Source organism: Granulicella pectinivorans, assembly GCF_900114625.1.
Classification (GTDB): Bacteria; Acidobacteriota; Terriglobia; order Terriglobales; family Acidobacteriaceae; genus Edaphobacter; species Edaphobacter pectinivorans.
In genome coordinates this window covers 3,928,216-3,941,599 of the sequence record NZ_FOZL01000001.1, presented here as the reverse complement: position 1 = coordinate 3,941,599, position 13,384 = coordinate 3,928,216, and the positions used below count along the sequence as shown (strand labels likewise).

The 13,384-nt window shown below is 60.9% G+C and carries 9 protein-coding genes; all 9 read left to right on the top strand.

The features are described 5' to 3' along the window. Positions 1–158 precede the first annotated feature (158 nt). The 9 genes from BM400_RS15845 to BM400_RS15805 all read left to right on the top strand — a co-directional run bounded on the left by BM400_RS15845 (position 159) and on the right by BM400_RS15805 (position 13,362). Positions 159–1,058, top strand: coding sequence for a ThuA domain-containing protein (locus BM400_RS15845; protein WP_245781904.1), 900 nt, complete (start codon positions 159–161; stop codon positions 1,056–1,058). 131 nt (positions 1,059–1,189) lie between these two features. Then, the gene (locus BM400_RS15840; protein ID WP_089840532.1) at positions 1,190–2,365 is read left to right on the top strand and encodes a Gfo/Idh/MocA family protein; all 1,176 of its coding nucleotides are present in this window, start codon (positions 1,190–1,192) and stop codon (positions 2,363–2,365) included. Beyond that, positions 2,365–3,324: a sugar phosphate isomerase/epimerase family protein gene (locus tag BM400_RS15835; RefSeq protein ID WP_089840531.1), complete on the top strand. Its 960-nt coding sequence runs from the start codon at positions 2,365–2,367 to the stop codon at positions 3,322–3,324. Before BM400_RS15840 ends, BM400_RS15835 begins: the two co-directional genes overlap by 1 nt. Before the next feature lie 314 nt (positions 3,325–3,638). Continuing rightward, the gene (locus BM400_RS22295) at positions 3,639–4,655 is read left to right on the top strand and encodes a c-type cytochrome (protein WP_245781903.1); all 1,017 of its coding nucleotides are present in this window, start codon (positions 3,639–3,641) and stop codon (positions 4,653–4,655) included. Between the two features lie 49 nt (positions 4,656–4,704). Further along, a complete protein-coding gene (locus tag BM400_RS15825; protein WP_217644115.1) occupies positions 4,705–5,766 on the top strand; it encodes a c-type cytochrome in 1,062 nt (353 codons plus the stop codon). Positions 5,767–5,775: 9 nt separating this feature from the next. Further along, positions 5,776–7,335, top strand: a complete 1,560-nt coding sequence (locus BM400_RS15820; protein ID WP_089840527.1) for an acido-empty-quinoprotein group A — start codon at positions 5,776–5,778, stop codon at positions 7,333–7,335. A gap of 168 nt (positions 7,336–7,503) precedes the next feature. Further along, a complete protein-coding gene (locus BM400_RS15815; RefSeq protein ID WP_089840525.1) occupies positions 7,504–8,661 on the top strand; it encodes a P-loop NTPase family protein in 1,158 nt (385 codons plus the stop codon). Next, positions 8,643–10,157, top strand: a complete 1,515-nt coding sequence (locus BM400_RS15810; protein ID WP_141223963.1) for a DNA polymerase Y family protein — start codon at positions 8,643–8,645, stop codon at positions 10,155–10,157. Before BM400_RS15815 ends, BM400_RS15810 begins: the two co-directional genes overlap by 19 nt. Further along, entirely contained in the window at positions 10,150–13,362 is a 3,213-nt protein-coding gene (locus BM400_RS15805; protein WP_089840521.1) for a DNA polymerase III subunit alpha, read from the top strand. The genes BM400_RS15810 and BM400_RS15805 overlap by 8 nt, the downstream gene beginning before the upstream one ends. Positions 13,363–13,384: the final 22 nt, after the last annotated feature.

Here is a 13,384-nt window from a genome sequence, read left to right as displayed (position 1 = left end):
AGGTATCACCGGGGCAGATGTAGGTTGTCTGGATGGGTCTGGGTTGGCAGGGATGGGAATCGTGAGTACACTTCTTCCGAGCCGTAAATCCTTTTGGGAAACGTTTCGTTCCGCTTCCAAATGGATCGAGCCTGCGACAGGAAAGCGATGGAGACGACGTGAGACAGCCAGGGAAATTTCTGCTTTTAGCGGTGGGTTTGGTTGGGATGACGGGTGGTACGGCGTGGGGCCAGGGTGCGGCCTCGGTGGCTCCGGCGCCGCATATGAAGCCGACGCATCTGAAGCATGTGCTGGTGATCGGGCAGACGAAAGGGTTTGAGCACGATTCGGTTTCGCCGGCGATGGCGGCGGTGTACCGGATGGGCGAGGAGAGCGGTCTCTGGGATACGGAGATGCGTACCGATACAGAGCTGCTGACCAAGAAGGACCTGGGACGGAATGCGAAGACGCTGAACTACTTCGACGCGATCGTGTTTGCGAGTACGACGGGGGAGCTGGAGCTGGACGACAGCCAGAAGGCTGATTTTCTCTCGTTCGTCCATGACGACGGCAAGGGCTTTGTGGGGATTCATGCGGCGCTCGATACGAATTACAAGTGGCCGGAGTATGGCGAGATGATTGGGGGGTATTTCGACCAGCATCCTTGGATGACGTTCAATGCGCCGATCCGGCTGGAGGATCCTTCGTTTCCTGCTGTACGGCACTTTCCGGCGGCGTTTACGAAGTACGACGAGATCTATCAGCCGATGACGTGGTCGCGGGACAAGGTGCATGTGCTGCTGAGCCTGGATGCTTCGAAGCTGGACTTCTTCGATCATGCGAAGGATGCGGCTCCGGGTGCGTTGAATCCGCGGGTGCATCGCAAGGACAAGGACTGGGCTGTGGCATGGTCGAAGATGTATGGGAAGGGCCGGGTTTACTACTCGACGCTGGGACATACGGAAGAGGCGTGGCATGATCCGGATGTGACGAAGATGTACTTTGAGGCGATCAAGTGGGTGCTGGGCATGACGGAGGGAAGCACGGCTTCGCATCCGCCTCTGCCGGCTTCGAAGTAGGCTCGTTGAGGGTGGGCTTTCCCGGTGAGGGATGGCGGGCTGAAACGGAATACTGGGATTCTTCGCTGCGCTCAAGAAGTGAACAAAATTTCGGAGTGACAACTAAATAGGGAATGAGATAGGTTCGACGGATGAAAAAGATTGGGATGGGGCTGATCGGGCCTGGGTTTGTGGCGATGCACCATATCGATGCGGTGCGGCGTCTTGGGGATGTGGATGTGGTCGCGATTGCGGGGTCGTCGGCGGAGTCGTCGGCGCGCAAGGCGAAGGAGTACAAGGTCGATCGGTCGTATGGGGACTATCGCGCGCTGATTGCGGACCCGGATATCCAGGTGATTCACAATACGACGCCGAACCATCTGCATTTGCCGGTTTCGCTTGCGGTGCTGGAGGCGGGAAAGCATCTGATTTCGGATAAGCCGCTGGCGCTGAACTCGAAGGAAGGCAAGACGCTGCGGGATGCGGCCCTGGCTGCGGGCGTGGCGCATGTGGTGACGTTCAACTATCGCGGGAACCCGCTGGTGCAGCAGGCTCGCGGGATGGTGGCCCGGGGCGAGGCCGGGAACGTCAATTTTGTGCGTGGGTATTATCTGCAGGACTGGATGACGGACCCGAATGTGTATTCGTGGCGGTCGGATCCGGCGAAGGGTGGGGTGAGTTCGGCGCTGGGGGATATCGGGTCGCACTGGTGCGATCTGGCGGAGCATGTTTCGGGACTGAAGATTGTGCAGGTGCTGGCGGATTTGAGCACGGTGATCAAGACGCGGTATTCGGCGGGGGCTTCCGCGGAGGCGTTTTCCACGACGGCTGCGGGCGAACGGACTCCGGTGCAGGTGACGGCGGAGGATCTGGCGAGCGTGCTGGTGCGGTTCGACAATGGGTCGAAGGGCACGTTTTCGGTGGCACAGGTGATGCCTGGGCATAAGAACGATGTGGAGCTGGAAGTGAGTGGGCTGGGCTTCTCGCTGAAGTGGCGGCAGGAGGAGCAGAATGAACTCTGGATCGGTCATCACGACCGTCCGAACCAGGTGATGATGAAGGACCCGGGACTGGTTTCTCCGGATGCGAGGAGGTATGTGCATCTGCCGGGCGGGCACCAGGAGAGCTGGGCGGACGCGTTCAAGAACCTGATGATGGATGCGTATGCGTGGATTGCAGAAGGAGGCAGGCCGGAGGACAAGCCGGCGATGCTGCCTACGTTTGAGGACGGGTATCGATCGACGTGTCTGGTCGAGGCGATGCTGGAGAGCGCCGCGAAGGGCGGGGTGTGGCAGGACGTGGCCTACGTGGCCGGGGGGATGCGCTAATGAAGCTTGGAGTATTTACGCCGTTGTTGTCGCAGATGCCGTTTGCGGATGTGCTGGCGAAGCTGAAGGGGATGGGCATCTCGACGGTGGAGCTGGGCACGGGGAATTATCCGGGTGGGGCGCATTGCAATCTTTCGATGCTCGAAAATAAGGCCGAGCTGAAGGTGTTCAAGGACACGATCGACGAGTACGGCTTTACGATCAGCGCGTTGAGCTGCCATGGGAATCCGCTGCACCCGAATCCCGAGATTGGGGATGCGATGTCGGAGGTGAACCGGAAGACGATTCTGCTGGCGGCGGAGCTTGGGGTTTCGACGGTGGTGGATTTTTCGGGTTGTCCGGGGGATCAGGTTGGGGCGAAGGCTCCGAACTGGGTGACGTGTCCGTGGCCGCCGGAGTATCTGGATGTGTTGAAGTGGCAGTGGGATGAGGTGGTGACGCCGTACTGGGTGAAGCGGGGTGCGTTCGCGGCGGATCATGGAGTGAAGATCGCGATCGAGATGCATCCGGGGTTTGTGGCTTACAGTCCTGAGACGATGCTGAAGTTGAGGGCGATTGCGGGGCCGTCGATTGGGTGCAACTACGACCCGAGCCACATGTTCTGGCAGGGGATCGATCCGATCGGTGCGATCCGGGTTCTGGGCGATGCGATCTTCCATGTGCATGCGAAGGATACGCAGATGTATCCGTCGAACCTTGTGAAAACAGGCGTGTTGGATACGAAGTTGTACACGGAGGAGAGGGATCGCGGATGGATCTTCCGGACGTGCGGTTATGGGCATGGCGCGGAGTGGTGGAAGGAGTTTGTTTCCACGCTCAGAATGTTTGGCTATGATGGTGTTCTCTCGATTGAGCACGAAGATAGCCTGCTTTCGCCGGAAGAGGGATTGACGAAGGCCGCTGCGTTTTTGAACGAGATTGTGATCAAGCAGGATGCCGTTGCGGCGTGGTGGGTTTAGCGTTTGACTGGAGCGGGAAGAGTACGCACGGCTCGACGTGTGGATGGCAGGAATTGAGCGTTTGTTCTCTCCGGAAGGCAGTTGGTGCCGGTGAGATTTCGAGATGGGATGCAGGATTAGCCAGGCAGAAGCAGTGAGGAGAGAACATGTCAGCGGGATTTCAACCGGGGCCCGGAGATCGGGGCAAAGCATCGCACCCAGGATTTGCGGGGGTGAGCCACGGACGGAACAGAGCGACGATGCAGGTGTGTTCCGGCTTGCTGGCGCTTTTTGCCTCTTTTTCGGCCGTGTTTTTGTCGGGTTGCCGGAGTGACATGCAGGACCAGCCGAAGATGTATCCCCAGCGTGGTGCGGCGTTGTTCGCGGATGGACGTTCTGTGCGGCCGCAGGTGCCCGGAACGGTTGCGCGCTCGCAGGGGAAGGACGATTTGTACCAAACGACGGGAATGGTTGATGGCAAGGTTGGGGATGCGCTGCCTTTTCCCGTTTCGAGCGAGTTGCTGGCTCGCGGGCAGGAGCGGTTCAATATTTATTGCTCGCCATGCCACTCGCGGGTGGGCAACGGTAAGGGCGCTATCGTGGAACGTGGCTATTACCGGGCGGCTTCGTTTCACTCCGAGCGTCTACGGCAGGCTCCGCTGGGGTATTTCTTTCGGGTGATTAGCGAAGGATATGGGGCGATGCCTTCGTATTACTCGGAGATTGCGGCCCAGGATCGTTGGGCGATCGTGGCGTATATCCGCGCGCTGCAACTGAGCCAGAACGCGAAGACGTCGGATGTTCCGGCGGGACGCGCGGCAGAAAAGCTGGTGAGCCTGGAGTCGAAGGAAGGATTTACGGAAGAGTTTCTGTCTTCTTGGGGTGTCACGCGGAATGCGCGGACGGATGGCGCGGCGGTACAGGCTCCCGCTGTGGCTCCTCCGACCGTTGCGGTTGCTGCCGTGAAGACCGATCTGGCGGCGGGAAGCAAGCCAGCTTCGATTGCGGCTCATCCGGCGACGACGCCGACCGCGATTGCGGATGGAGCGAACGCACCAGCGAAGGCTGCAACGGTGGCAAAGGCTACACCGGTTGCTGCGGCTCCAAAGGGCGATGCGGCAGCCGGGGCGAAGCTGTATGCGGCGAATTGCTCGATGTGCCACCAGCCGAATCGAGCAGGGTTGCCCCCGGTTTTTCCATCGCTGCTGGGTATTGTTGGCAGGGTCGGCGAGGCGCATATCCGGGAGACGCTGATCTCGGGTAAGCCGGATGCGAAGCCACCGATGCCATCGTTCTCGAAGTTTTCTCCGGAAGAGGTCGACGATTTGCTTGAGTTTTTGCGCACGAAATAACGGATGTACTGACCACGGCTAGGCATTTGAAGGTGTGAGGATCAAACTGATGACACAGGGACGTATGTTGGTGTGGATGGCGTTGGCGATGGGCACGATCACGGTTGGCCGTGCGAAGGCGCAGGCTACGCCGGATGTCGGCGCGGCGTACTATGCGGCTCATTGCTCGATGTGCCATGGGCCGAACCGTCAGGGGAATCCTCCGACGTTTCCGTCGTTGGTCGGCGTTGGCAAGAGGATGACCGAGGCGCAGATCGTGGAGTTGCTGCATACCGGGAGGAAGGTGATGCCGGCCGTCCCGACGTTGCAGGGCGCCGAGCTGGCGGCCGTGATCCGGTTTCTGGAGACGGATCCGGTGATGCCCGCACAGGCTGCTGCCCCACCGCCCGTGGCCTCCGCTGCCGGGCCGGTTCACGCCGGGGATATTGCGGCGGGTTCCGCGTCGTTCCGTCAGAACTGTGCGTTCTGCCATGGACGGGATGCGATGGGTGGCGAGTCGGGACCGGATCTGACGCGTTCGAAGCTGGTGCTGTCGGATGTGTCGGGGAACAAGATTGGTGAGGTCATCCGGGCTGGACGTCAGAATACGGAGAAGAAGATGCCTGCGTTCAACTTCTCGGACCAGGAGATTCTGAACGTTTCGGCGTTCATTCACAGCCAGGTCGAGAAGGCTGCGGCGAGTGCGAAGAAGCCAGGCGGACGGAAGGGCGTCGATGTGGCGGACCTGCAGACGGGCAATGTGGAGGCAGGGAAGAGCTACTTCAATGGCGCAGGGACGTGCTCGTCGTGTCACTCGGCTACGGGGGACATGGCGCATGTGGCTTCGAAGTATGAGGGGCTGCAGCTCGAGATGCAGATGCTGTATCCGCGGAATGCGAAGTTCAAGGGCACGGTGACGCTGCCTACGGGCGAAAAGGTAACGGGAATCGTTGCGTATAAAGACGAGTTCGTTGTGGGCCTGAAGACCGAGGATGGGACGTACCGGTCCTGGTCGCTCGACAAAGTGAAGTATGTGGAAGATGCGCCGGTGAAGATGCATGCGGAACTTTTCCCGAAGTACACCGACAAGGACATTCACGACCTGATGGCTTACATCCAGACGTTGAAATAGAGGCGAACCATGAAGCTGCGCGATTTAGCTTTGGCATTTTTTTCGATGGCTGGAATGATCGGCGCCGGTGCTTCGGCGCAGAGTCCGGATATGGCCGGGTTGCTGCACCCGGGGACGGACTCGTGGCCGACGTATCACGGGGATTACAGCGGAAGGCGGCATAGCTCGCTGACGCAGATTACTCCCTCGAACGTGGGGAAGATGGGGCTGGCGTGGGCGTTCCAGACGGGGACGGGTATCCAGATCAAGTCTTCGCCGATTCTGGTGGATGGGATTTTGTACTTCACGCTGCCGGACAATGTGTGGGCGGTGGATGCGCGGTCGGGGCATATGCTTTGGCGGTACACGTATCCGCCGAACCCTGGGCTGCATATCGGCCACCGCGGTGTGGGGATCTACAAGGGCACGCTTTACTTCACGACGCCGGATTGCCATCTTGTCGCTCTGGATGCGAAGACCGGTACGGTGAAGTGGAATGTCACGATCGCCGACGTCAGCAAGGGGTACTGGATGTCGGTGTCTCCTCTGGTGGTGAGGGACCATGTGATTGTGGGGGTATCGGGAGACTTCGATAACCTGCAGGGCGTGCTGCAGTCGCGCGATGCGGAGACGGGTGAGAAGCAGTGGGAGTGGAATGCGTCGCCGCCGCCGAACACGCCGGGGATGACGACGGGTGGCGGGATGTGGATGACCGGAACGTACGATCCGGACCTGAACCTGATCTATTGGGGCACGGGGAATCCGACGCCGGTGCTGAACGGAAAGCCACGCCCCGGGGACAATCTGTATACATGCAGCATTGTTGCGTTGAATCCGGACACGGGCAAGCTGACGTGGGCGTTTCAGCCCTCGCCGCACGATACGCATGACTGGGATGCGGCGGAGACGCCGGTGCTGGTGGACGGGGACTTTCATGGCAAGCCGCACAAGATGCTGATGCAGAGCTCGCGCAACGGGTACTTCTTTGTACTGGACCGGACGAACGGCAAGAGTCTGCTGACGACTCCGTTTGGGCCGGTGAACTGGGCCAAGGGGATCGATGCGAAGGGACAGCCGATTCCGAATCCGGATAAGGAGCCAGCTCCGGATGGACGTCTGATTGCTCCGGATGAGGGGGGCATGACGAACTATCGTTCGCCGAGCTTCGACCCGAAGCTGGGATTGTTCCTGGTGAATGCGCATCCGAGCTACAGCCTTTATTTCGCGAAGCCGGCGGATGGCGCTTATGGCTGGGCAGGTGCGGACTATGGACTCTGGAGTGTGGGGTTGATCGAGGCGATCGACTACCAGACGGGGAAGATCAAGTGGTCGCATGAAGTGGGGCAGGGCGGCTCGGGTGCCGGGGTGCTGACGACGGACTCCGGGGTGCTGTTTACCGGCGATGGGAGCGGAAACATTATCGCTCTGGAGACGGCGACGGGGAAGACGCTTTGGCATGCGGGCACCGGGGTCGGCATGGCGACTTCGCCGATGACCTATGAGCTGGATGGGCGGCAGTATGTGCTGGAAGGAAGCGGCGGTGTGATGTTTGCGTGGGCTTTGCCACTGGATGTCGCCGCGGCGAAGTAACGAACGCGGCCCCGGGCCTGACGGCATGAAAGACGGATAAGTGCAAGCAAGAGCTTGGCTTATCCGTTTTTTGTGCGTTTGTGTGCATGCCTGTTCTTCCACAGGGCGCGTTTTTGCGGCATAGATATTCCGGTTGCGTTAAGGCGAAAATAAGGCGAAACTAAAACCTTGAAGAGCGCAGCCCACCTTCGTTTGCAGATTGAGACCAGCCTGATGACGCGCGCGCCCTCGGCTTTGTCACCGCGGGAGCGCTTTGCGCCGGAGCGGATGGCGTGCGGGGTAGAGGCGTGCGATGCGCTGTTGTCAGGTGGGTTGCCGGTGGGGGCGCTGACGGAGCTGGTGGGGCCGGAGTGCTCGGGACGGACGACGGTGGCGCTGTCGTATGTGGCGGCCAGTACAAGAGCGGACCGCGTGTGTGCGTGGATCGATGTGGCGGATTCCCTGGATCCTGAGACGGCGGTGGGGCATGGGGTGGATCTGGAGCGTTTGCTGTGGGTCCGATGCGGGGCGAGCAAGGAGGATGTGGCGGCTGTTCCGGTGGCTGCGGTTGGGATGAAGGTAGGGGCGGGGGAGCCTGTGGCGCGTGGTTTGCAGGGCGGCGGGAGCCCGCATCCGCGATCAGAGGGGCGGGGGATGCCGGAGGCGATCAGCGCCATGATGCAGGCGCATGGGGGCTTGTACGACAAGCATATTCGGAGGGAGAAGAGGTCGATTGGGACGCCGGGAGCACCGAATCGTCCTCTGACGTTCCGGGCGGTGGAGCGGGAGGAGCAGATTGCGTTTGACCGCCTGCCGGCTCGGCGTGGCGAGGAGCTTCTGGCTCCCCGGTGTGCGGAGCCTTTGCATGAGAGGCGCAGGGAGGTGAGTGCGCAGCAGTGGGATGCAGCGAGCAAGCCGCTGCGGGCTGCTCCGCGTGCGGCCCGGCAGTCGTGGGATGCTCTGGATCATGCGTTGAAGACGGCGGATCTGCTTTTGCAGGCGGGTGGGTTCAGTGTGGTGGTTTTCGACCTGGGAAGTATTCCGGCGGAGCGTGCGTGGCGGATTCCTTTGGCGACGTGGTTTCGCTTTCGAGGTGCGTGCGAGCGGACGCGAGTGAGTGTGTTGCTGCTGACGCAGCATCCTTGCGCACGCAGCAGTGCGGAGGCGGTGGTGCGTCTGCATCCGGGGGGCATGGTGGGCGAGAACAGCGTGATGCGTGGCATTGCCTATTCGGGAGAGGCGGAGAGGCAGCGGTTCAGGAGCCATGTGGTGCCGATGAGGAAGCCTCCGCAGATAGAACGGCCCGGGCACTGGGAAGGACGAGCGGCGTGGGCGGCAAAACGATGATGGAGTGGTACGTCTGCGTGCATGTGCCGGAGTTTGCGGCACAGGCTCTTTTGCGTCTGCGGGCGGAGGTGGGAAAAGGGCCTGCCGTGGTGCTGGAGGGGGATGCTCCGCTGGAGCAGGTGTGCAGCGGCAATGCGGCCGCGCTGCGCCTGGGAGTGGCGCATGGCATGACGCGTGCGGAGTTGGATAGTTTTACGGGGCTGTCGATTCTGAAGCGCTCCCTCGCGGAAGAGGGCAATGCTCGCCTGGCGCTGTTGGGTGCGGCGGGGATGTTTACGCCGCGCATCGAGGTGATGGAAGGCACGGATGCGGCCTGGGTGATGGTGCTGGATATGACGGGAAGTACACGCCTGTTCGGCAGTCCGGAGCAGCTTTCGATGCGCATTCAGCAGATGATGAGGACGTTGCGGTTTTCGGTGCGGATCGCGGCCAGCGGGAATCTGCGGACGGCGGTGTGTCTGGCTGCCTCGGCGGTGCGGCGGCCTGTGGTCGTTACGCGGGGCGCGGAGGCGCAGTGCCTGGCTCCGTTGCCGCTGGCTGTGCTTGGGTTGACTCCGCAGCAGACGGAGGCGTTTGCGTTATGGGGGCTGCATACGCTTGGTGAGCTGGCTGCGCTGCCGGAGGTCGACCTGATTGTACGGATGGGACAGCAGGGAAAGCGTCTGCGTCTGCTGGCCAGGGGGGAGCATCCGCATCTGATGGTTCCCGATGAGCCGGTGTTTTTGCTGCAGGAGTTGCTGGCGTTCGATGCTGCGGTGGAGATGCTGGACTCGCTGCTGTTTGTGCTGGGGCCGATGCTGGGACAGTTGATCCTGCGGGCGCAGAACCATTCGCTGGCGCTGGCGAGTGTGACCGTGAAGCTTGGGCTGGATGGCGGAGGGGAGCATACGAGAACGATCAAGCCGGCAGTGCCTCTGGTGGATCGTGCGATGATCCTGCGGCTTCTGCATCTCGATCTGCAGGCGCATCCTCCGTCTGCGGGTGCGGTGAGCCTGTCGGTGTCGGCTGAGCCGGGGGAACGGAGCAAGGTGCAGATGGGGTTGTTCTCTCCGCAACTGCCGGAGCCGACGCGTCTGGATGTGACGCTGGCTCGGATTGCCGCGCTGGTGGGGGAAGAGCATGTGGGGCGGGCGTGCCTTAGGGATACGCATCAGCCGGGAAGTTTTCGGATGGAGCGGTTTCTTGTGCCATCGTCGAGCAGTCGGAAGGAGGTGCTGGCGGGGGCTTCGGTTGCGTTGCGGCGGTATCGACCGCCTGTTGCGATTCATGTGCGGATGGATCAACGGAGGCTGAGCGGGTTCTCTCTGCATGGGACGCTGTATGCGATCGAGAAGGCGTATGGTCCATGGCGGAAGAGCGGGGATTGGTGGTCGGAACAGGTGTGGTCGAGCGAAGAGTGGGATGTTGAGGCAAAGGCGCAGGACAGTACGCTGCTTTGTTTGATCTCGCACGATCTGTTGCAGGAGCGATGGCACCTGGAAGCGCTGTATGACTGAGTACATCGAGCTGCATGCCTCGAGCGCGTTCAGCTTTCTGGAAGGAGCATCCCAGCCGGAGGCTTTGATTCAGGCTGCGGTGAAGATGCAGATGCCGGCGATGGCGCTGATGGATCGCAATGGATTTTATGGTGCTCCACGCTTCCATACCGAGGCGAAGGATAAGGGTATTCGCGCGCATATTGGGGTGGAGATCGCGGCTTCCGGTCTGGGGATGCGCTTACAGCCGCCTGCGTGGTTGCCGCACCAGTGCAAGCCGGAGCCCGTGCGTCTTCCTCTGCTTTGTACGTCTCGCGTGGGGTATCAGAATCTTTGCCAGATGATGACCCGGTTCAAGATGCGTGAGGCCACGAAGAGCGAGGGCTTCGCGACGGTGCAGGATCTGGGTGAGTTTGCGGGAGGATTGATCTGCCTGACGGGCGGGGATGAAGGGCCGCTCGCTTCGGCTTTGGCGCGGGGCGGGGAAGAAGAGGGACGGAAGACGGTTGAGAGGCTTGTAAGTCTCTTTGGGCATGGGAACGTCTATGTCGAGCTGCAGCGGCATGGAGATCGCGGGCAGGAGTCTCGGAATCAGGCAGCGCTGCGGATTGCGGAGTCGCTGCGGTTGCCTATCCTGGCGACCAATGGGGTGCGCTATGCGACGCAGTATGAGCGCGAGATTCTGGATGTGCTGACCTCAATCCGGCATGGTGTTTCTCTGGACCGGGCGGGCCGTTTGCTCCAGGCGAATTCGCAGCGGCAGGTCCGTGGCGCGAAGGCGATGGGTGCGTTGTTTCGCGATCTGCCGGAGGCGATCGAGAATAGCGTATTGCTCTCGCAACGGCTGGAGTTCGCGATGAACGACCTGGGGTATGAGTTTCCAAGCTATGACGTGGGCGAGAACGATTCCATGGACAGCTTTCTGGGCAAGCGGGTGATGGAGGGAATCGTTACCCGTTATCTGCCCAAGAACGATGACGACCTGATGCGGAGGGCGAAGAAGCAGGCGGAGAAGGAGCTTGCCTTGATTGAGAAGCTTGGTCTGGCGGGCTACTTTCTGATCGTCTGGGACATCGTCGAATACTGCAAGGCGCATGACATTCTGGTGCAGGGACGAGGCAGTGCGGCCAACTCCGTGGTCTGCTATGCGCTGCAGATCACGGCGATCGATCCGATCGGGATGGACCTTCTGTTCGAGCGATTTCTGAATGAGAATCGCAAGGAGTGGCCGGATGTGGATCTCGATCTGCCTTCGGGAGAGAAGCGCGAACAGGCGATTCAATATGTGTATCAGCGGTATGGGGAGCTGGGGGCGGCGATGACCGCGAATGTGATTACGTATCGGGGGAAGTCTGCGGCGCGCGAGGTGGGGAAGGCGCTGGGGTTCGACCAGGATACGTTGGGACGGATCTCCGGGTTGGTGGGGAACTGGGAGTGGCGCAAGAAGGACGAGACGATTGGCGACAACTTCAGACAGGCCGGCTTCGATGTGGAGCATACGCGGATTGCGAAGTATGTCGAGCTGTGTGAGCGGATTCAGGACCTGCCGCGGCATCTGGGACAGCATTCGGGCGGCATGGTGATCTGCCAGGGACAACTGAACAAGGTGGTGCCGCTGGAGCGTGCGTCCATGGCTGGACGGACGGTGCTGCAGTGGGACAAGGAAGATTGCAACGATCTGGGTCTGGTGAAGATCGATCTGCTTGGGCTGGGGATGATGGCGGTCATGAAGGATTGTCTCGATCTGATTCCGAGGCACTATGGGGAGGCGATCGATCTGGCGCATCTTCCGCAGAACGATACGGAGGTGTACGACACGCTCTGCCGCGCCGATACGGTGGGTATGTTTCAGGTGGAGAGCAGGGCGCAGATGGCCTCGATTCCGCGCAATGCGCCGCGGATTTTTTATGACCTGGTGGTGCAGGTGGCGATCATTCGGCCGGGGCCGATTGTGGGCAAGATGATGCATCCGTATATGCGGCGGAGGCAGGGGAAGGAGGCGGCGACTTGCATTTTGCCGGAGCTGGAACCTGTGTTGCGGCGCACGCTGGGGGTTCCGCTGTTTCAGGAGCAGCTTCTACGGATCGCGATGGTGGTGGGGAACTTCAGCGGGACGGAGGCGGAGGAGTTGCGCAAGGCTGTGGGGATGCGCCGCTCGTGGAAGCGGATGGAAGAGCTGATGGTGAAGCTGCGGGCCGGGATGGTGGTCAATCAGATCGCTGAGGAGACGCAGGAGGTGATCGTGCAGAGCATTCAGTCATTCGCGCTGTATGGGTTTCCGGAGTCGCATGCGGCGAGTTTTGCGCTGATTGCGTATGCTTCGGCTTACTTTAAGGTGAAGTATCTGGCGGCGTTTACATGCGCGATGCTGAACAACCAGCCGATGGGGTTTTATACGCCGGCAGTACTGGTGAAGGATGCGCAGCGTCATGGGCTGCGGGTGCGCCCGGTGGATGTGCAGAGTTCCCATACGGAATGCACCGTGGAACATGAGGAGGATGGGTCGCTTTCTCTGCGGCTGGGGCTGCTCTACGCGCGTGGGCTGAAGAGGCAGACGGCGGATATGCTGGTTCACATCCGGCGGCATACGGGAGCCTTCAAGAGCGTGGAGGATCTTGCGTTGCGGGTTCCTACGCTGAACCGGAGCGATCTTGCGCAACTGGCGCGGATTGGGGCTATGAATGCATTGGGCGAGGTGGCGCATCGGCGTGAGGCTATCTGGCAGGTGGAACAGGTGAGCCGTCCGGTGGGACCTTTGCTGCGACAGCATGAGGCGGCTCCTGTGTCGACGCGGTCTCCTTTGCGGATGATGAAGACGGAAGAGCGGCTGATGGCGGACTATGCAGGCACGGGGCTGACGACGGGGCACCATCCGATGGCGTATCGGCGTATGGAGTTGCGGCGGATGGGGGTGCTTTCAGCGGTGGAGTTGCAGCGAGAGCCTGATGGGCGCAGGGTGATTGCCGCTGGGGCCATCATTGCGCGGCAACGACCGGGCACGGCGCTGGGTTTCATCTTTCTTTCGATGGAAGATGAGACGGGTATCGCCAATATCGTGATCCACCCGGAGCTCTATGAACGGGACCGGGTGATTGTGACGCGGGGAAAGTTTTTGAAGGTTACCGGGAAGCTGCAGAACCAGGATGGTGTGGTGCATGTGAAGGCGGAGCGGGTAGAGCGGCTGGAAGCCGTGGCGATCGAGGTGCGGTCGCATGACTTCCATTAGGAGGGGTTTTGGATGGGATTTG